Source organism: Alteromonas alvinellae, assembly GCF_902705805.1.
This window is the reverse complement of sequence record NZ_CACSIH010000099.1, coordinates 1-20,561: the sequence shown is the minus strand read 5'-3', so window position 1 is coordinate 20,561 and position 20,561 is coordinate 1. Positions and strand designations below refer to the sequence as shown.

Annotated in this window: 19 protein-coding genes and 1 pseudogene; 4 read left to right on the top strand and 16 right to left on the bottom strand. The window is 44.2% G+C overall.

From position 1 onward, the window contains the following. Positions 1-88 precede the first annotated feature (88 nt). The 6 genes from ACX5KA_RS06560 to cmoA all read right to left on the bottom strand — a co-directional run bounded on the left by ACX5KA_RS06560 (position 89) and on the right by cmoA (position 6,645). Positions 89-1,843, bottom strand: a complete 1,755-nt coding sequence (locus tag ACX5KA_RS06560) for a sugar phosphorylase (protein WP_458730711.1) — start codon at positions 1,841-1,843, stop codon at positions 89-91. Positions 1,844-1,848: 5 nt separating this feature from the next. Next, the gene (locus tag ACX5KA_RS06555; protein WP_458730710.1) at positions 1,849-3,072 is read right to left on the bottom strand and encodes a glycosyltransferase family protein; all 1,224 of its coding nucleotides are present in this window, start codon (positions 3,070-3,072) and stop codon (positions 1,849-1,851) included. Positions 3,073-3,084: 12 nt separating this feature from the next. Further along, positions 3,085-3,894, bottom strand: coding sequence for an HAD-IIB family hydrolase (locus tag ACX5KA_RS06550; RefSeq protein ID WP_458730709.1), 810 nt, complete (start codon positions 3,892-3,894; stop codon positions 3,085-3,087). Continuing rightward, positions 3,891-4,763, bottom strand: coding sequence for a kinase (locus ACX5KA_RS06545; protein ID WP_458730708.1), 873 nt, complete (start codon positions 4,761-4,763; stop codon positions 3,891-3,893). The genes ACX5KA_RS06550 and ACX5KA_RS06545 overlap by 4 nt, the downstream gene beginning before the upstream one ends. 94 nt (positions 4,764-4,857) lie before the next feature. Next, positions 4,858-5,856, bottom strand: a complete 999-nt coding sequence (gene cmoB / locus ACX5KA_RS06540; protein WP_458730707.1) for a tRNA 5-methoxyuridine(34)/uridine 5-oxyacetic acid(34) synthase CmoB — start codon at positions 5,854-5,856, stop codon at positions 4,858-4,860. A gap of 57 nt (positions 5,857-5,913) precedes the next feature. After that, positions 5,914-6,645 (bottom strand): carboxy-S-adenosyl-L-methionine synthase CmoA, encoded by a 732-nt coding sequence (cmoA, locus tag ACX5KA_RS06535; protein ID WP_458730706.1) that lies wholly within the window; start codon positions 6,643-6,645, stop codon positions 5,914-5,916. Positions 6,646-6,818: 173 nt separating this feature from the next. Between cmoA and ACX5KA_RS06530 the strand changes: the two genes are divergently transcribed. After that, a complete protein-coding gene (locus tag ACX5KA_RS06530) occupies positions 6,819-7,454 on the top strand; it encodes a response regulator transcription factor (protein WP_014949677.1) in 636 nt (211 codons plus the stop codon). 35 nt (positions 7,455-7,489) lie between these two features. Here the strand turns inward: ACX5KA_RS06530 and ACX5KA_RS06525 are convergent, their stop codons facing one another. The 5 genes from ACX5KA_RS06525 to purM all read right to left on the bottom strand — a co-directional run bounded on the left by ACX5KA_RS06525 (position 7,490) and on the right by purM (position 13,444). Further along, on the bottom strand, positions 7,490-8,203 hold the full coding sequence (locus tag ACX5KA_RS06525; protein ID WP_202942791.1) for a CAP domain-containing protein: 714 nt from the start codon (positions 8,201-8,203) through the stop codon (positions 7,490-7,492). Continuing rightward, complete coding sequence (gene fadE, locus ACX5KA_RS06520) at positions 8,187-10,649, bottom strand: acyl-CoA dehydrogenase FadE (protein ID WP_458730705.1); 2,463 nt, start codon at positions 10,647-10,649, stop codon at positions 8,187-8,189. Before fadE ends, ACX5KA_RS06525 begins: the two co-directional genes overlap by 17 nt. Positions 10,650-11,035: 386 nt before the next feature. After that, the gene (locus ACX5KA_RS06515) at positions 11,036-11,797 is read right to left on the bottom strand and encodes a DUF3108 domain-containing protein (protein ID WP_458730704.1); all 762 of its coding nucleotides are present in this window, start codon (positions 11,795-11,797) and stop codon (positions 11,036-11,038) included. Then, positions 11,757-12,407: a phosphoribosylglycinamide formyltransferase gene (purN, locus tag ACX5KA_RS06510; RefSeq protein WP_458730703.1), complete on the bottom strand. Its 651-nt coding sequence runs from the start codon at positions 12,405-12,407 to the stop codon at positions 11,757-11,759. Before purN ends, ACX5KA_RS06515 begins: the two co-directional genes overlap by 41 nt. After that, a complete protein-coding gene (purM, locus tag ACX5KA_RS06505; protein ID WP_014976688.1) occupies positions 12,404-13,444 on the bottom strand; it encodes a phosphoribosylformylglycinamidine cyclo-ligase in 1,041 nt (346 codons plus the stop codon). The genes purN and purM overlap by 4 nt, the downstream gene beginning before the upstream one ends. A gap of 304 nt (positions 13,445-13,748) precedes the next feature. Here purM and ACX5KA_RS06500 point away from each other — a divergent pair, with 304 nt between their 5' ends. Then, complete coding sequence (locus ACX5KA_RS06500; protein ID WP_458730702.1) at positions 13,749-15,200, top strand: DUF2066 domain-containing protein; 1,452 nt, start codon at positions 13,749-13,751, stop codon at positions 15,198-15,200. Positions 15,201-15,206: 6 nt separating this feature from the next. Continuing rightward, the gene (hda, locus tag ACX5KA_RS06495) at positions 15,207-15,944 is read left to right on the top strand and encodes a DnaA regulatory inactivator Hda (protein ID WP_101564742.1); all 738 of its coding nucleotides are present in this window, start codon (positions 15,207-15,209) and stop codon (positions 15,942-15,944) included. Positions 15,945-16,048: 104 nt separating this feature from the next. Here hda and ACX5KA_RS06490 read toward each other — a convergent pair whose 3' ends face one another. From ACX5KA_RS06490 to arsC, 4 genes are all read right to left on the bottom strand, one after another. Then, positions 16,049-18,016, bottom strand: a complete 1,968-nt coding sequence (locus ACX5KA_RS06490) for a hypothetical protein (RefSeq protein ID WP_458730701.1) — start codon at positions 18,014-18,016, stop codon at positions 16,049-16,051. A gap of 43 nt (positions 18,017-18,059) precedes the next feature. After that, the gene (locus tag ACX5KA_RS06485) at positions 18,060-18,482 is read right to left on the bottom strand and encodes a DUF2069 domain-containing protein (RefSeq protein ID WP_014949668.1); all 423 of its coding nucleotides are present in this window, start codon (positions 18,480-18,482) and stop codon (positions 18,060-18,062) included. A gap of 75 nt (positions 18,483-18,557) precedes the next feature. Beyond that, positions 18,558-19,148, bottom strand: coding sequence for an NAD(P)H:quinone oxidoreductase (wrbA, locus tag ACX5KA_RS06480; RefSeq protein WP_239247281.1), 591 nt, complete (start codon positions 19,146-19,148; stop codon positions 18,558-18,560). Further along, positions 19,148-19,501: an arsenate reductase (glutaredoxin) gene (gene arsC, locus ACX5KA_RS06475; protein WP_061095201.1), complete on the bottom strand. Its 354-nt coding sequence runs from the start codon at positions 19,499-19,501 to the stop codon at positions 19,148-19,150. Before arsC ends, wrbA begins: the two co-directional genes overlap by 1 nt. 218 nt (positions 19,502-19,719) lie before the next feature. Between arsC and ACX5KA_RS06470 the strand changes: the two genes are divergently transcribed. Beyond that, complete coding sequence (locus ACX5KA_RS06470; protein WP_039220802.1) at positions 19,720-20,232, top strand: TlpA family protein disulfide reductase; 513 nt, start codon at positions 19,720-19,722, stop codon at positions 20,230-20,232. Positions 20,233-20,249: 17 nt separating this feature from the next. Here the strand turns inward: ACX5KA_RS06470 and ACX5KA_RS06465 are convergent. After that, positions 20,250-20,534: pseudogene (locus tag ACX5KA_RS06465) on the bottom strand (M48 family metalloprotease); the annotation flags it as partial. Positions 20,535-20,561 lie beyond the last annotated feature (27 nt).

The window sequence follows — 20,561 nt, the reverse complement described above, 5'->3', positions numbered from 1 at the left end:
GATTTGCTAACTCGTGTGACAAGCATAACACCGCAGTATCCTTACCGCGGTAGATTTATCAGTCGACTGGCGTTATAAGCTCAAAGATTCATTCAAAATCTTGGTTGCTGATCCACAGCACTTGATAAGGCTTCATTTGTAAGAAACCACTAGAAAGGGCTATCTCGTCACGGGTGATGAGATCAATCCAATTATCTGTGCCAATAAGATTTATGTCAGACAGCAAAATTGTTTGTTCTTCGTCTGAAATATTACTAATACAGAAAATACTTTGCTTTCTATCGAGACTTTGTCGCCAGTAGCCAAATAATTGATTACCAAGCTGCAATGTAAACTGCGTTGCATTGGGGTGAAATGCGGGCTGCGCTTTACGTATGCGTATAAGCTGCGAGATTCGAGTGAGTACTTTATGATGCTGTGAAAAGGGCGAGTCTAACAGAGCCTCTAATTCGTTAAAGTCCCAACGTTTTCTGTTGATTGAACGATTTTGTCCTGTATTAGCGACTTTTTCGTAATCGTTGGATGTGCCGAGTAAACTGTGGATGTAAATTCCTGGTATACCTTCCATACCTAACATGATGGCGTGAGCACAAATAAATCGATCCACTTGATATTTATCAGGGCCCTTGGTGGTTCCTTGCAGCGCGTCGAACAGGGTGATGTTTATCTCGTAAGGCTTTTGCTGACCGTGATCAGAAGCGCGCCACGACACCTTGCCGCCAAAGTGCTGCATGGTGTGCACAAGCTCTGAAATTTCTTCATCTGACAGTAGGCCTTCCGCCGGACGAAAGCCAATACCATCGTGCGAAGCGATGAAGTTAAAGTAGGCTGTGCCGTTTTGCGCCGGTGGCATACTCATCATCCAGCTTTTCAAATACGTACAATCACCCGTCACTAATGTATTTACAAGTAAGGGCGGAAGCGAAAAGTTGTAGATAGCATGGGCTTCGTTAGCATTACCAAAATACGTTAGGTTTTCCCTGTTGGGAATATTGGTTTCGGTAATGATTATGATTGATGGATCAACATGTTCAATCAGCGTTCGGATCAAACGTATGACTTCATGGGTTTGGAACAAGTTGATGCAGTTAGTGCCAACAATTTTCCAAAGGAAAGCCACAGCATCTAAGCGAAATAGCTTAGCGCCTTTATCAATATACAATTTTATAATATCAATAAACGCTAGCAATACTTTGGGGTTTCTAAAGTCAAAATCAACTTGGTCGTGACTGAAGGTACACCATACATGTTTGGTGCCGTGCGCGGTTTCCGTTTCACGCAGCAAGGGCGACACACGAGGGCGAGTTACCATGGAGAGGTCATCAGATGGGTCTGCTGTGAAGAAAAAGTCAGATCCTGGTCCTTCACCCTTCACAAAGTTATCAAACCACACGCTTCTTGCAGAACAGTGATTTATCACTAAATCCGTCATTAGCCCATAGTCAGCGGCAATAGCTTCTATGTCGTCCCATGAGCCTAATGCCTCGTTAACGGTTGAATAGTCAATCACCGAAAACCCATCGTCCGAACTGTACGGAAAAAACGGTAAAATATGAACGTTATTTACCGTGTTCTTACAATAGCGGTGTAAGAACTTATTTAACGTAACCAAGGGGCGCTCACCCTCATCAATAACGCTATCACCATAGGTAATCATTATGATGTCGTCTTCATCCCAATAATTGTGATGAGACTGAGGTGAAGCAATATCCGTTTGCTGCTGAATGCCTATAGTGTTCATTAAATCCGTCGCTAGCGTCTCATACGAGACGTCTAGCGATACATCGGCATAAATGCTTTCTAAATGGTGTTTTACTTTGTCATGGAGATGGTCCCATGCCATATTACTTACTCCATATATTCTGCAGTATCGGCTTCAACCGCTTCTAATAGTCGCTCTAAGATATCGGGTACCGCACTGGTTACACGGTTCCAGCTTGGTATAAACGGTGTTTCCATAGGGTTTTCTAAAAAGTTTTGCCCCGCTTTCATAATGTTGCTGGCAAACATTTCTACTGCTTTTTCTTCGCTGTGAATATCTAAGCTTAGACCATTCATTACCGCGTCATTGTGGTAGGTTTCTATAAAATCGAGCGCAATACGGAAATAGGTGGCTTTAATAGAACGGAACATTTCGTTGCTAAACGTATAGCCTTGCGTGGCAAGTTTTCTGAAAATGGCTTTGGTAATGTCGATAGACATTTTAGACAAACCACCTTGGTCGTTATTAAGCGATAAATCCTGATGTTTATGGTCGTAAATATCACATATATCTGCCTGACACAGGCGGTTGTGCGAATAGTTGCGGTGCATTTCAGAAAGCACACCAATTTCTAAGCCCCAGTCACTTGGAATGCGAATATCGTTTAGTACGTCGCGTCTAAACGAAAATTCACCCGCTAATGGATAGCGGAAGCTATCCATAAACTCCAAGTATTCGTTGTCTCCCATAATGCGTTTTAATGCACGAAGTAATGGCGTAACAAGAAGTCGAGAAACGCGGCCATTAATTTTGCCGTTAGCCACACGCGCATAGTAACCCTTACAAAACTCGTAGTTAAACATTGGGTTGGCTACAGGGTAGATAAGCTTGGCAAGCAAATCTTTGTTATAGGTAACAATATCGCAATCGTGTAGTGCAACAGACTCAGCACGATTCGATGCTAGTACGTAGCCCATGCAGTACCAAACGTTTCGGCCTTTACCTAACTCCTTTGGCGCCAAGCCTTGAGCCTGAAGCTCTTCATCAAGTGCTTTAAGGCGAGGACCGTCGTTCCATAGCACTCTGTGATGCTGAGGAAGTTTGCCGAAAAATTTTAGTGCGTGTTTGTACTGCTCTTCATTGGCTCGGTCCAGACCGATGACAATTTCTGATAAGTAGGGCACGTCTGTTAATTCGTCGACGATATGTGGAAGTGCGTCGCCTTCTAATTCAGAAAAGAGCGACGGTAAAATAAGTGCCATAGGGCGCTTTTGTGAAAACTGTAGAAGTTCTGCTTCAAGCTCTTCGGTAGGACGACGAGCTAAGTTATGTAACGTAGTAACCACACCATTTTGATAAAAATCAGCCATGTGTCCTCCTGATCATAGGGATAGCAATTGAGTAAGCATTTCGTTCCAGCCTTCAGGGCCGGTTAGGGTGCTGGTATAAACCTCTTCTTTTTTTACTGCTGGTGGAGGATTTACCGGGGATAAAATGCGAATGGGGACGTGCGCTGCTTCAAGCATTGCAACGTCGTTCTTACCATCGCCAAGGGCAATAGTGTTAACTTTGGTGGTATTTTGCTTTTGATATTCATTGGCCAGCCACTTGAGGGCCTGGCCTTTATCGCAATTACCTGAAATATGAATGAAGCGGCCGCCTTCCAGAGGGAAAGCACCGCGATCTTTTACTACCTTTAAAAAGCGTAGTTTTTCTTCGTCAGTGCCAAGCCACAAAACCGGTTCGCCAAACTGGCGTTTGGCAGCGAGTGACGCTGACCTTTCGTCAAGCCCAGTACATTCCTGAATTTCTTGAATCGACATTTTTGAGAATTGTTTATACTTGCCGTCAAACTCGCTACCTATTTTTTCAAGTAGCTTAATCCAGTAATTTTTGTTTGAGATAAACGCCTTACACCAGTAGCCATCTATCCAAACCGTACCGCTGGGTTTTTGTTTGAAAAAGCCATGAGGGATGAAAATAGCGGCGCCATTTTCAATAATAAAAGGCCCGTCTAAACCAATACTCTCGCGCAGCGGTTGTAATTCAGCAAAGGTTTTGCTGGTAGTGGGAATAACGGGAATGTCCTTTTTTTCTAATGCCGTTAAAGCCGGTTTCGCCGCCTCGAAAGAGTAGGTATGGTGGTCTAACAGCGTGCCGTCCATATCGGTGAAAACAAGCGTTTTCGTCATCGTTTTACTTCCTGTTTAGTTATCGTTCTTGTTTCATCTAGATAAAACACGGTGTCGCACTTTTCAGGCAAGTGACATAATGCGTGTTCAGTGATGCGTTGGTAGTGTTGCACAAAGTTTGCCACTTCTTCATCAGACATCACTCCATCGCTATCTTTTAACGCTTTTTGGGCGAGTTTATGTTCTTGCTCTAGCCGCCATTGATAAACACAGTCGAAACTCGGTGCTTTCAGCATAATGCGGTAGTCTATTTTGTCGAACAACGTTTGATAATCGCCCGCTAGTTCAGTGTTTACGAAAGAGCGCCAAATGCCCAATGGGTCCTCTACTTCTTCAAGGTGGTTTACTGGCCGCTTAAGTTCGCTAGATGTTTGCGCAATAGCGCCCACACACCATCCTTCAAGTATGATGAAATCGGGTGAAGATTCGATTACAGGCCACTGTTCTTTGGGGATCGGGTTATCTGTAGCTTTGTTAAAGCGGGGCAGCGATGTACGCGTGCCTTTTTCTAAACTGCGAAACGTATTTAACGCTAGAGAAATGTCATGGGTACCCGGTACCCCACGAGTTGATAGAAGCGGGTGCACTTTTATCGCTAGCGCATTTCGCTGCGATTGGTCGTAGTAAAAATCGTCAATGGAAAGTGATACCACTTTTTTGTTGTGGACCGAAGTAAGGAAGGACTCGATAAAACTGGTCAGAGTTGATTTACCTGAACCCTGACTGCCATTTATGCCCACGATAAATGGTTGTGTTGCACCGTCTTGGTGCTTAAGCAGTTGCTCACATAATGGGGTGAACCATTTTTGTGCAGTTTCTGCATAGGTACTTGGCAATTGATGCGTCGTTAGAAAGCCATGTATATCCATGTTGTCACCTTAATCAATGCAGAATTCGCACGTTCTTCTTGATTAAGATAACAACATTTGTGCCAATAGGGTAACAGAGGCGTGGTCTTACGATTTACTTCTTGTTAGCGACAATAACGGCCCTTTGTGGTGCAGGGTAACCTTCGATAGTGCGAGTAATATCTTCCGGATCGAGAAAATCTTTCAAAGATTGGGTTTCCATCCAAGGCGTTGCGCGCTGCTCATCTAGGGTTGTGTGGTTGATATCTACAACGCGAATATTTTCAAAGCCTAAGCGGCCTAACCAAACAGAGAGGGCTGCAGTGCTCGGTAAGAACCACACATTTCGCATTTGTGCATAGCGTTCACCAGCCATCAACACTGTGTTTTCATCACCATCTACTACAAGTGTTTCAAGTATCAACTCGCCACCTTTTCTTAGCTGGTCTTTAAGTTGCTGCAGAAACGCCATTGGGTCTTTACGGTGGTAAAGTACACCCATAGAAAACACAGTGTCGAAAGCTTTCAGCGGCTGCATATCTTCAATGCCCATAGGCAGAAAATGTATGTTGTCGGCAACGGCATCAGTATTACTAATAAATTGTTTAATGGCGTGAAATTGAATTAGAAACAGTTGGGTAGGATCTATGCCAATTACCTTGCTGGCACCTTCGCCAAGCATTCGCCACATGTGATAACCACTACCACAGCCTACATCCAATACGTTTCGATCCTTAAGTGAGGCAATGTGGGGTGCCACGCGCTCCCATTTCCAATCTGAACGCCACTCAGTATCAATGTGAATGCCATGTAGGTGAAACGGACCTTTTCGCCACGGCATAAATTGCTTTAACAGGCCCTCTATTTGCTTTTGAGTATATTCATCAACGTCATTTTCGGTGCCGACGGAAACGCTTGATGATAAATCAACAAAGCTTGGATATGTGGAGGGTAATTTGTTAAGTAAGCGGCACCATTTATCAAATTCACCATGCTTGGCGTTTCGCTGCCAGTCATTCATTTGTGCTGGTAGCGTTTGCAGCCAATGTGATAGCGGGCTGTCAATTAACGATTTATAGCAATCGTTAAACCAAGTCTGTTCTAGTTTACTCATAATATTCTTTGTATATTTTAAAAGTCGAAATGGTGCGTATGGACAACGCGCTCGAGATTAACCCTTAATAGCGACCATAGATGTGAAGTTATAGCACTTGTACCACATTACAACATCGGCAAACCCCACCTTTTTTAAGCGGCTCTCATGCTCACTGAACGTGTCAGTTAGCATTACTTTCTCTAACGCAGCACGTTTTTGGCTGACCTCAAGTTCGCTGTAACCGTTGTCGCGCTTAAATTGATGATGTAAATCTATCAGTAATTCATTTCCATTAAGGGTAGGGTGACGAATTTTTTCAGACAACACCAACATGCCGCCAGGGTTCAACCCATCGTAGATACGTTTTAATAGCGCCTCACGGTCATCTGGAGGAATGAATTGTAAAGTAAAGTTCATTACAACCATTGAAGCGTTGTTTATTTCAACGTTTTGAGCATACCCGTACTCAATGGAGATTGGGTTTGGTAGCGAAAACGTTTGTACAACGCGTTTGCATCGTTCAACCATTGCTTCAGATGCGTCAATACCTACTATTTTGCATGTATTATTGGGCAACGATCTAGCTACAGATAAACTCGCGGCTCCAAGGCTACAGCCAAGATCATAAACGACGGTATTGGGCGTAACGGCAATTTTAGCCAATTCGCCTATGGTGTGAACAATGGTTTCGTATCCAGGCACTGAGCGCTGAATCATATCGGGAAACACATCAACGACAGACTCGTCAAATTTAAAATCATCTACTTTATTGAGTGCCTTTGCGTATATATTGTCGTGTTTCTTCACAGTGGGTCTTCAATTAACTAATTGGGGGCGCAATTTTACCGTTTGATACATAAATGCCAATGGAAAACACCAAAATTGTTATATTTTGCGTGATTTTTCTGGTTTAGGGCTTTTCGTTACTGATCTAAAGTATTAATCTATTCTCATAATATAATAAAGAAGCAGTAACGCTAATGACAAGAATTCTAGTAGCAGACGATCACCCATTGTTTCGCGAAGCTTTGAGCGGCGCGTTGGAACCTTACTTTGAAAACGCACAGATAATTCAAGCAGGAAGCTTGGATGACGCGATGGCGAAGCTAAACGAATTCGACGGTGTTGAGCTGATCCTTCTTGACCTTAATATGCCTGGCGGTGAATATTTTAACGGCCTTATCACGCTGCGTGAGCAATATCCGAATATTCCTGTTGGTGTTGTTTCGGGCAGCGATACTGTTGAGGTTGTCGCTCAAGTAATGAGCCTAGGTGCTCAAGGTTTTATTCCCAAAGTGTCGCAAACGCGAGAAATTGCTCAGGCTATTGTAGACATTATTGGTGGCAAAAAGTGGCTTCCAGAAGGTATGGAAGAAGAACTAGAGAAAGTTGACGATGAGCTTAAAGTTCTACTTCAGCGCTTTCGTGAACTTACACCTAAACAGATTCAAGTGCTTTCTTACTTACGAGCAGGCTTAATGAATAAGCAAATCGCTCACGAAATGAATGTAACGGAAGCCACAATCAAAGCACACATTAGTGCCATTCTTCGCAAGCTAGAGATCAACACGCGTACGCAAGCCGTATTGTTGATGGATAAACTCCAACTTAGCTAAACTAAGTATTTATCTCGCGCTAATAAAAAACCGGATTACTCATCCGGTTTCTTTGTTTTTAGTGTAACCTCACCACTCTTAGTAACTATTCCTAAGCCTTTGTCAGGTACATGTTCAAACTTCTTTTGGCCCTTCAATAGTAGCGTAGTCGAAGTTTGAGGCTGTGTTTCCGAATCGGGCAAAGAGGAATCTGCTAGTTTGGTTAGGTAGATTGCCCAGTATTCAACATGGGGCGTTGAATAGTCTTTGTAGAATGCAATTCCGATTTGGTCTTGCTCTTGATAAAAGGGTAGTTCAGCAAGTAAATGCTGTCGGTGAGACGTAGAACCTTTCAACGCGTACCATACGTCTTCCGCTGTAGTATAACCACCAGCCAAAGCCTCAACCTGGTTACTCATTGCGTCACCGTAGTAATCGGGCAGAGTTAACCCTGCATCGCGAATGCGGGTATTTGGGCTGCCGCCTAAGAAATGCGAAACTAGCCCTCTTTCGGCCATGTCTTTGGCTTTTGTTTCAGCCAGCATAACAAGCGTAGGATTACATTTTAGTACCAAACGTTGTTGACCTTTGTCGTTAGCAATTAATAAAGAGAGTTCTCTCGCCTGTTCGGTATTTCCGCAGGTTGTTTGATCGGCCAAGCAAGGGCTAGAAAATACGTAGGTGAGTGATGTAAATAGAATGAATCGTTGACGAAAAAGGCCGCGACAGCGGCCCTTTTGTTTGAGTATGAAATTAAGCAGCTTTGCCACCTCGTTTCTTAGCAGTGGTGTTGGAATTAACCTTCGCTACTAATTCTTCGTGGTCGAAATCATCGACGTTGATTGTACGAAGTCGTCCAGCTTCTGTCTTACGAAGAAGGTTTGCCTCTTCTTCGTTGATTACACCTTCGGCTAGTGCTTCGTCAGCTAACACGTCTAGACGTGTAAACGGAAGCTTAGCTTTCTTATGCTTACAAATGCGCTCAAAAATAGGCTCACTTGCCAGTACATCATCAAGCGTTTGCTCTAAATCACCAAATAGGCTGCCTTCTTCGCGGGTAAGGTACTGACCATAACCTAGACGGCTACGCGCAGTTGACGGCGTTTGAAGCATTTGCGCAATGGCGTGTTCTGTTTTATCAGAAGGCTTACCAACACGTCGGCCAAACGGAATCACCATAACGCGAAGTGCTGCAGCGATTGCGCGGTTAGGGAAGTTAGCCAAGAAGTCATCAATTGCCGTTTCGATATCGTGCAACGTAGTTTGCATTGCCCAATGCAGAAGCGGAAGATCTTCTTTTAAACGGCCTTCTTCGTCGAAGCGTTTAAGGGTAGTACTTCCCATATAGAGGCCACTTAGGATGTCACCTAAACGCGCTGACAAACGCTCGCGACGCTTAAGATCACCACCAAGCACGCCCATAGACACATCGGTTAGTAGTGCTAAGTTTGCACTGTAGCCTTGAAGTAGTTTGTAGTAACGTGCCGTTTCGTCAGTGAACGGTGCGCTGCTGAATGCACCATTGGTTAACGAGAACCAGATACTGCGAACGGTATTAGCTACCGCAAAGCCAATATGACCGAATACCGCTTTATCAAACGCTTTCAAAGCTTCTTTCTTGTCTTCGATAGACGCAGCTTCTATTTCTTTAAGTACATAAGGGTGACAACGCATTGCACCTTGACCAAAGATCATCATGTTACGGGTTAGAATGTTTGCACCTTCAACCGTAATTGATACTGGTACACCTTGATAGCCGCGACCAAGGTAATTGTTTGGCCCAAGCATAACGCCTTTACCGCCGTGAACATCCATCGAATCATTAATGATTTGACGCATCTTCTCGGTTAAGTGGTACTTACAGATAGCCGAGATAACAGAAGGTTTCTCACCAAGGTCTACACCCACCGTAGAGAAACGCGTTACGCCATCCATTAAATAAGCATTACCACCAATGCGCGCAAGCATTTCTTCAACACCTTCCATATGACCAACAGGCATACGGAACTGGCGACGAATACGTGCATATGCACCAGTTGCAAGTGATACTGATTTAGCACCACCAGCAGCAGATGAAGGAAGGGTAATACAGCGACCTACCGACAAACATTCAACTAGCATGCGCCAGCCGCGACCTGCCATTTTCGGACCACCAATGATGTAATCGATTGGAACGAAAATATCTTCACCCTTAATAGGGCCATTTTGGAATGGTGTGTTAAGAGGGAAGTGACGACGACCAATCTCTAAACCTTTAGTGTCGCGAGGAATAAGGGCACATGTTATGCCAGGCTCTTTATTGTCACCTAGAAGACCTTCTGGGTCTTGAAGTTTAAAAGCAAGACCAATAACCGTAGCAACAGGCGCAAGGGTGATGTAGCGTTTGTTAAACGTTAGGCGCATACCCAACACTTCTTCGCCATTCCACTCGCCTTTACATACAACGCCAACATCAGGGATCGCACCTGCATCAGAGCCAGCTTCTGGGCCTGTTAATGCAAAACAAGGGATTTCTTCACCGGCAGCAAGACGGGGAAGATAATGATCTTGTTGCTCTTTTGTACCATAGTGCTGAAGTAACTCGCCCGGGCCCAATGAGTTTGGTACACCGACTGTGCTTGATAGCACCGCGCTAACGCCTGCAAGTTTTTGAAGAACGCGAGACTGGGCATATGCCGAAAACTCTAGACCGCCATACTCTTTCTTGATGATCATCGCGAAGAATTTGTGTTCCTTAAGGAACTGCCAAATTTCAGGTGAAAGATCAGCATCTTTATGGTTTATTTGCCATTCATCGACCATTGAGCACACTTTGTCACAAGGACCGTCTAAGAATGCTTGCTCTTCAGCAGTGAGTCGACCTTTCGGAATGCGGTGTAATTTATCCCAGTCTGGCTTGCCGCTGAAAATATCACCGTCCCACCATACCGTACCTGCGTCGATAGCTTCTTGCTCAGTGCTCGACATTTCAGGCATAACTTTGCGGTAGAAGGCTAGCAGCTTCTTAGAGATGTGCTGCTGTCTGATATTTGCAAGCGTAAACGGCAGTGTTAAAGCAAGGAACACTACCCAACCAAGCAGGCCGATGTCACCGAAAAGGGTGCCTAAAATCATAACACCTGCGCCCATGGCAACCGCTGTTACCAAGCTGGTTCGCTGATAACTAGCTACCGCTAGTGTCAGAACGACCAGTAAAAACCATATAAAATCTGCCATACTTCACTCCTGAAAGGCGTTAAACGTTACGCTAGTCTTAACTCGACCGTAGTGAGTTGCTTTATGAAAAGCAGTCACAGATCGAGGTCAGACCAGCATGCTGTAAACCTATTATTTAATAGGGCAAAGATCAAGATTTTTACATGAATATTCTATTAACAACGACATAAATAATAGGGTAGTGCGTTATCCGCTCTATAAGTATAGTCGTTGCTTATAAATACTGATTTAGAATGTGAATTGAGTTGCGAAATGAGAAGAGGTTACGTGAGGATAAGACAGCAACAGTGTAAATAAAAAAGCACGTCTGAATGCTAGTTCATAACGTGCTTTATTCAACAATTGTGAAAAAGTTGTTGAGACAAAAAACGGTTTATCTTTACGCTTTACTGCGTCTCAAACGATTTCAATTTGATATCGCCCTGTTCATCGCCTTCTTTGAACTGTTGCAGACGAACTAACGTGTAGTTAAGTGATGGCGCAAACCAGGCAAACGTCTCACGCTTATTTGAGTCGCGAATAAGCTTAACTTTTACAGTTTCAATTTTACCGAAAGGTAAAGACAATATCTCTTCATCCACCACTTGAACGCCATAATGACGAAGTTCACCGCGGTAGTTGACGAAGTTATAATCTAACGACGTTTTACCTTGCGCCAACTGCTTTGCTAGATCGATACGATAAATTTGGTTATCAAATTCACCGTTCCAATCAAATGTTTCGCCATTCTCGACTGCAATTTTGCCTTGTCCATGATGACTAAACGTTACCTTAAGTTCTTTATCAGGTCCTGTGCCAGAACGATTATAGTAGTACTCAGAAGGTACGACGGTATTATCATTAACAGTAAAAATAGAATGTTCACTGCGTTTGTCAGACAGGAAAAACTTAGACACTTTTGACGTGTAAATTAAAGAATACTGTTGGTCACCTAACTTCGAAAGCTCAATATTCGCTTCGCCTACGTCGTCACCCCATTTGTATGCGGTATAAGTTGCCTTATAGGGCTGAAGCGGTAGCTCTGCACTATCCGTATTTTCTGTACTAGGGTTTGCTTGCACGGCCACTGAAAGCGATGCTGCTAACAGTGCGCCTAAAGCAAAAGGCTTAGTCGCTTGCATAACCAGATTCTGGTAATTCTTGCTCATCTAAAACTGCCTTATTGTTTCGCATCGATAATCGGCCTGCACTAAACCAAGATAGCACAAGCGGATAGATACGACGTTCTTGTTCTTGAACACGCTCGGCCAGGTCGCTTGCTGTGTCGTCTTCAAACACAGGTACGCGGCTTTGAATGATAACAGGGCCGCCGTCGAGCTCCGGTGTAACAAAGTGCACGCTAACGCCGTGCTCCTTGTCTCCATTGTCGATAGCTCGCTGATGCGTATTCAAACCTTTGTACTTCGGCAACAAAGATGGATGAATGTTCACTAATTTTCCAGCAAAGCTGTCGACGAACTCCGGTGTTAAGATACGCATAAAGCCCGCAAGAACAACACAGTCTGCGCCAAAAGCCTCAATTTGTGCTTTTAGCGCCCCGTCATAAGACTCTCGTGAATCGAAGCCTGTATGATCTAAGCAAACCGCATTGATCCCGGCTTCTCTAGCGCGTTCCAGACCATAAGCAGTAGGGCGATTACTGATCACTCCGCTGATTTCCGCATTCAGACGACCGGCTTTTATTTCATCGATAATAGCTTGTAAATTGCTGCCATTACCTGAAATAAGTACGCATAGTTTGGTTACACTGTTACTCACGCGTTGATCTCTACTTGCTCTTCGCCATCTTTTGCTGCGATATCACCAATAACCCAAGCATTTTCACCGTGTTGTTTAAGAATATTCAGTGCAGCATCGGTATCGCTTTCGTCAACAACGATTACAAGGCCAACACCACAGTTAAAGGTGCGGTACATTTCGTGGCGAGTCACGTTACCGTTTTCTTGTAACCAAGAGAAGATTGCAGGCCATTCCCAGGTGCTTTCGTCAATAACCACTTTCGCATCTTCAGGTAGCACGCGAGGGATGTTCTCCCAAAAACCACCGCCCGTGATGTGAGAAATAGCGCTTACTTGCACTTCTTCAAGCAATGCCAATACCGATTTAACATAGATGCGAGTAGGCTCGAGAAGTTGGTCGATGATAGGCTTGCCGTTTAAGTCGGCGTTTACATCTGCACCACTAACTTCAATAATCTTTCTAACTAATGAGTAACCGTTTGAGTGAGGGCCCGATGAACCAAGTGCAATTAGTTTTTGACCTGGTTTAACGTTAGTGCCGTCAATAACCTTATCAGCTTCAACCACGCCTACGCAGAAGCCTGCAATATCGTAGTCGCCATCGTGATACATTCCAGGCATTTCGGCTGTTTCACCACCAATTAATGCACAACCTGCTTGCTCACAGCCGGCGCCAATGCCGGTAACAACCGACGCGGCTACATCAACGTCAAGCTTGCCAGTTGCGTAGTAATCTAGAAAGAACAGGGGCTCAGCACCTTGAACAATAAGGTCGTTTACGCACATTGCTACTAAGTCGATACCAACACCGTCATGACGGTTAGCATCCATAGCAACTCTTAGTTTTGTACCCACGCCGTCAGTACCTGAAACAAGTAGCGGCTTTTTATATTTAGTAGGCAGTTCACAAAGTGCACCAAAACCACCCAGGTTACCTTTTACTTCTGGTCTATGGGTTTTCTTGGTAACAGATTTAATGCGTTCAACAAGTTGATTACCTGCATCGATATCTACGCCTGCATCTTTGTAACTTAAAGAGGTTTTATTTTCGCTCACGGTTGGGCCCTGAAACTAAGAGGTAGAAAACCGCGGATTCTACCAGCAAGTCGTCACAAGTCCAATTTGTGAAGGCTATTTTATGCGCTTTTTGATCTTTTTTATTTTAGGGGTGAAATTAAACCCAATATAAAAGACAATAGAAGGCTATCTTTTGGTGAACATCTTGCTTGATAAAATGTCTCGCTCTAAAAAGTAGAGTGAATTGCGCGCAGGTTAGTCCAAGTTTACCGTATATAGGTAAACGAGATTAACTGACGATTCGATAGGTAAGGAATTGATTTTAAGAGAGTATGGAGTGTCAATGTTAACGGCAGTAAAGCGTAACACCAATGGAACTAATTTAACGAGAGTTAGCTTGAAAGGCATTCTGGGCATTTCATTTCTTGCTGCGCTGACTTACGCCCCCTTTATAAATGCGGCTCAACGCGTTGTGGTCAACGAAGCGCAGATTCAAGTTGAAGATCAAACTCAGCGCACCCAACAAAACGCGCTTAAAAAAGCATTAAGGCAGGTTTTTGTGAAAATGTCGGGCAGCACAAGTGTGCTCGATAATGCCGGTGTTAGAGCAGCCTTATCGTCGCCTCAATCGCTGCTTCGTTCCTATCGATTTGCTTTTGACAAAGGCAGAACGTATTACGTTGCGGAGTTCGATCAAGCAAAACTCAATGAACTTCTTCAGCGCGAAATGCTTCCGCTCTGGGGTGATAGACGCCCTGAAACGATAGTGTGGCTTGCGCAGGAAGACGAAAACGAAACTCGCATCATCTTAGACGAATCTCTCAATACAGAATTACAACATACGCTCAAACAAACGGCGAAAGAACGAGGCGTTCCATTGAGCTTGCCTTTAATGGACCTTACCGACAATGTAAATATTTCTACTTATGATGTGTGGGGACGATTTGTTGAGCCTTTGCGCAAAGCATCTACACGCTATAGCGTCGACAACATTATTGGTGCCAGAGTTTATCGTAACGACGCGAGTGCAATTCCTGATTTGCCGGAAAATGTTGTGCCTTCTGGCACAGTAGAATCTCTTGATAGCGTGCTAGATGAAGAAGCACAGTTTAGAGCACAAACTGATGAACAAAGTTTCGATGAGCGAAATCCGCGTGTAGATAATACGGACGCACAGCGCACCTTTTCAGATAACGTTGAGTCCGGTGCGATGAATAACGGTGTTGATGCTCAGTTAAACGACGGTTATGACGAAACAAACCAAAACTTGAATAATACTGATGGTACCTCGGCGAAGGAGCTAGCGCAGGAAGAGAGCACAACGATGCCGTTCACCATGAACGAGTTTGCCAACTATGCGAAGCGTGCCGATGAAGGTGACTATGCACTAGACTGGGTGTTCGTTGGTGGCGGTAAGGTTAGCTATGGCAGCATATACGGTGATTCGCCCGAAGCTCTTGGCAATCAGTTAATCGATGCCTACTCAAATTATTTATCGTCGCTTTATGCAATCGTAGGAATCGAAGCGTCTGAGCGAGAAGTTATCAAGGTATCGATTGCCAATATTGGCTCGGTAAAAAGTTACGCCAGCGCTACTGACTATTTAAATAGTTTAAGTGTGATTGAAAACGCTACACTAGTACAGCAAGCTGGTTCTGTTGCCACGTACTCACTTACATTAATTGGAACTGTGGACGATTTACTTAACAGTATTAAACTAGAAAGCAAATTACGCCCCGTAACCGATTCGTACGGACAATCCGTGAAAGGACACAGTTTCTATTGGAGCAATTAATTTAGCATGCAGCTGCCTTTGCCTGTCACGCTACCTGTTGACGAAAACTTCGATAGTTTTGTCAATAAGGGTAACGAAGAAGTAGTTTCAGTCCTTGAGCAGATTGCAGATGCGCTGCCACACTGGCGCGAGGCTCCTGAATTGGGGCCTTTAGCATCGCTTCAGCTGCCTTTGCTTACTTTACTAGGCAGTACCGCTATCGGTAAAAGTCACTTATTGTTTGCCACTTGTCATCAACTAGCCGAAAAATCGGTTAGTCACCTTTATTTAAATCTTAATAATTACGAAGCGTGGTCGCTCGATATTTTTGAAGGCCTAGAGAATCTTTCGTTAATCGCATTAGACAACATTCACGCGATAGCGGGCGATTTACGTTGGGAAGAAGCGTTGTTCGATTTGTTAAACCGAGTGATTGAGACTAAACAAACCATGGTACTTTGTTCTAGTCACCTAGGCCCATCTAACCCGGCTTTTGTTTTACCTGACTTGCGTTCTCGCTTGGCGTGGGGGGTTATTTATCACGTAAACCAACTGGATGACAATGGTCGTGAAGAAGCCGTGCGCTTACGTGCAGCGGAACGTGGATTAAAGCTATCAAACCAAGCACTACAGTTTCTTTTGCACCATAGTGAACGAGACCTAAAAAGCCTCATGTCACTATTAGCCCGTTTAGACACACGCTCACTCCAAGAACAAAAACGCTTATCTGTGGGCATGGTTAAGCGGGAGCTTAACCTAAGATAGTCTAAGCGCGAGCTTAACTTAAGTTAGCCAAAGCGGGAGCTCAACCTAAGTTAGCCAAAGCGCGAGCTTAACCTAAATTAGTCAAAGCGCTGCTGTGTTGCCGTTTATTGTTCTTTTCTTAAACTATGAGCGCTTGATGTGGTGCTAAATTCTTCTGCTACCGTCATTAGAGTTCCATCGGAAGTAACCGAATTGTTTCCGCCTTTCTGTAGCATTAACTTATCGCTCGCAGACTGTACGTTTGGATTTGTACTAGACGCAGAGTCCCGCCAGGTAATATCGTTCGGAAGCAGATAAGAGCTTGGAAGTGACGCTTGAATAGCAGGTACATCGAGTTCGGGTAAAATTCTACTTAATACGTAATCTACGCGCATAGTAACGTTATCATCATTAACACGGTTTCTCTGAGCCCAAGTGGGAATGAAACTGCCGTCTTCCAGTGTCTCTCTTGTAAATACGCCTACATCCGCTTCTGCCTCAAGCCGGTAAAGCATCATGAAGCGCTCGAATAACATGGCGAGATCTTCTCGTTCCGTAAAGTAAGAATAGAAAGCAACCGCACCATCATCCTCAAACCAATTTGCCACTTGTAGCGCGGTATAATTTCGTTGCGCGCTTGAAGCGGTTGCACCGCCGTATCGAACTTCGGCCAAAGCATGGAGTTGTGACGACGTAAGAGGCAATGAAGTTGTTAGCCCCGTAGAAATGGGAGAGCTGTCATCATAAGACGACAGTGGGCTCGCGCTATTGCTGAGTTGTTGCCATTCGGTGTAGTCGAAAAAGTCATTGGCGTGAGCTAGCTCGTGGTATAGCAAATAGCTTAATGCTGCTTCTACGTCGCTCACATCACGTGGAAGTCTATCTGCTACGTTCGCTGTGCTGATATTAGGAAAATAATAGGCCCCGTTTTTCACGTAGCGCCATGACGTCGTAAAATCGAGCTCACTACCAAAACCACTTCTATAATCTGGGCGAGTATTTAGCGTGTCTCGCTCTTGCGGTGTGCGCCAAAAGTTGTTGGCATCTAAGTAAATGGCACCAGTGGCAACCCAATAAAATGACGGGCGGATATCGTAAGAAATCACAATCGCGTTAGTTGCGCGTAGTAACTTAAGCATGTCATCACGGGTTGCTGAAGTTTCTAAATACGTTCTAAATGCATCGCCCATCCACGGATGCGAGACGTATGTTCTATCTAAAATATCATCGATAGTGGGGCTTTCGGTGACTTGGCCAATCAGTGGTAGCTGAGAGAACGTACAGCTGTTTGAAACCTGATTGTTATAAACACAATCAACAAGTGCCGACGCGTAAGGGCTGTCGACTCTATAGGGCTGCATATGCGCGCTTACCGTTTCGGGAATACTTGTCTCGTCATCTACAAAAAAGCCGCTATTGTTGATGTCGATGTTTTTCACTAGAACTTGCGCGCTATCGGTTAACACCTCGCCATTTGAGAGTGTAACGGTACTTTCTATTTCAATGATTGTGTCGTTGCTGACTCGAGGCGCTTGAAAATATATCGAATGAGAATAATCGCCATCATCAAAGTTGAAGTTATTGACGATTGGTCCAGACGTTTGTCGCCACGCGATATTTGATATTGTTAACCCTTGCGAGTTAACGGTGTCAACGCGAAGAGAAACTCTGCCGCCTTCGGATGCCTCATGACCCAATCGTAATGCGGCAAGCGGCGCGGTACTTTCGTTCGTTTGTAACGTTATGGTGTCTGTAAGAGTTGTGCCATTTTCTAAGCTAACGTTTGCGGCGATATCGAAGCTACCTGAAGAGGTAACATCAAAGCCTATAGCCTGCGTGTGAGCACTGAGAGGCTGCTGTGATATGCCTGAGACTTGCCAATCGATATCTACAATAGCGTGGCCAGTAGGCGAGGCGACAGCAAAGTCGACCGCATCGCCTACAACGGCGTTTGTAGGGCCTGAAATGCTAATGGTTGGAGGAATGGAAGGAGTGCTTGGGGCTGAACTATCGCCTGAACCAGAACCTCCACATGCTGCAAGTAACGATAATGATGCGATTACTAATGTAAATTCAGGCAAATGGCGTGTCATATTAACCCCTTGGCAGCATGTGTTTTCGCTGTGTATTACATGATCATTGTTGACCTTGCTCAAAGCGTGCTTTTTCTTCTTGCATCTCTTCTTTAAGCTTTTTAAGGCCCAAACCCAATTCACGACCACGTTTTCTAGCATACGCACTACAGCCGACAAACATACCCGTGCATAGAATAATCTCTACCACTGCATACCAACGTTCATCAGGTACAGCGTATGCCACAGTGCATCCGTGAATGAGGTAAAACAAAACGACAAAATTGGCCCATGCGTGAGTATATGGTTTGCCTTTCAATATACCCCAGTAAGGTAACAATAAAGGTAAAATATAAAACAAGGCAATAAACAAAGGAGAGTAAGTATGCTCTTTAGTAAATGTAAATTGCCACAGTGTTATCCATACGATTAACCCGGTGTGGCTTATAAGTGCGAGATAGCGATAAAAACGCGTATCTGGTGCCATGGTAATGTCTCCGAAACAATTTGTTTTTAATGTTCTTTATAAGGTCTACGTTTTATGCGCCAAATAACGTAACTGTTAGGCGTTGTCAGCTAGTTTTTTAGCGAACATTGCAAGTCGCTTACCCTGAGCAATGCATAGCGCTTTTTCATCTGCACTCAATTGCTCTGGTGCACTTAAACTGTGATGAGCGACATGTGTTACACCGTAAGGGGTGCCACCCATTGTGGTGTTGTGTAGCGCAGGCTCACTGTAAGGTAGCCCGCAAATCACCATGCCGTGATGGATAAGCGGAACCATCATGGAAAGTAATGTGGATTCCTGGCCGCCGTGCATGGAAGAAGAAGATGTAAACACGCACGCAGGCTTATCAATCAACGCGCCTTTTAACCATTGACTGCTTGTAGAATCCAAAAAGTGCTTTACTGGCGCTGCCATATTGCCGAAACGCGTAGGACTACCTAACGCCAGGGCACTGCACTGTTCGAGTTCCTGAAGGGAAACCTCGGGTACAGCACTAGATGCCGCGTCATTAGCTGCATCGCTGATACTCTTGACTGTACGTACTATCACAGGAACACCTAATGACGATACACCTTGAGCGATGGCATCAGCTAGTCGCTTTGTGCTGCCGTTGCGGCTGTAATAAAGTACGAGAACAGGTTGCACTATACAATTTCCAAAACAGATTCTGGCGGACGACCAATTCTGGCTTTCTCGCCATTTATAACAATTGGACGCTCTATCAACTTGGGCGTGTGAGCCATAGCTTCAAAAAGCGCATCGTCAGACAGTGCGCTGTCACCTAAGTTAGCATCTTTATATTCTGCTTCTTTAGTACGCATCATATCTCTAACCGATCCAAGGTTAAGTTTTTTAAATATCTCTTTCAGTTCTTTTGCGTCTAGAGGGTGCTTTAGGTACTCAACAATAACAGGCGCTACACCTTGCTCTTCAAGTAATGCTAGGGTTTGTCTGCTCTTTGAACAGCGAGGATTGTGAATAATGGTAATGTCTGTCATAAATACTCTTGTTCATGATTATATGAATTGGCGCGAACTATTGCGTTTTTGCCATAGAATATCAAGCAGTTTACCGATAACGGGTAATAAATTCGTACTATTCTTTGTTTACAGCATCGTTTCTGGAAAACGGTGTTTAAAAAGCGTGGTTGAATTTATGTTAGTGCGCGAAGTAAGAATCTGGCACTATGAAAAAATAGTCAAAATTAGAAGGTTATATGTTGTTGTCACAGCCAAAAAGCAATGCAGGAAAAATAAAGCCTATACTCTTTCTAGTGCTGTTAGCGCTTGTTGCGTTTGCCGGTGCATATACGTATCAGCGTCTTCAACATGACTTTGAAACATTAGATGGAACTGCTTACCTTTGGCAAGATCTTGAGGGGAAGTGGGTTGTGGTAAATTACTTTGCGCCGTGGTGTGCACCATGTCTACGAGAAATGCCTGAGCTCGTTACATTTAATCATTCGCTACCTGATGATACCCGTCTTTTTGCTATTAATTACGATCTTAAAACGAAGCCTGAACTCAAAGCCATGGCTGAGAAGTTTGATATTGATTTGCCTGTTATTATAAGTTCGCCAGAAACTAAACTGCCCATGCAAAAACCCCCTTATTTACCAGCAACGTTTATTCTTGGACCTGATGGGAAAATAAAGGATACGATAATGGGAGAAATTACGGCAACGCATCTGCGTCAGCGCCTAGCTGAATTGAAGGGCGCTGACGAATAGCAGGGACGTGCGATGGTCTAGAGTCGTTGTAAACGCTCTTCTTGGTCGCGAAATTGTTTTATTCTCGCTCTAATTCTTTGTTTTTCAAGATGATCATCGCCTGCGAAATTATACGCATATTGAAGTTCGTCAACCGCGCGGTTATAAGCACCATAAAGTGCATATACTTCCGCTTTGCTCTGATGCATTTGCGAGAAACGTTTCGACTTTTGATACGCCTCACTCATTAACTGATGTGCCAGTTGATAATCTTTTTTAACCAGCAGGAAATCCTTAAGTAGAGACACCGCTTCTTCATATTTGGGGTTCTAGGGATTTTCCCCTCTAAA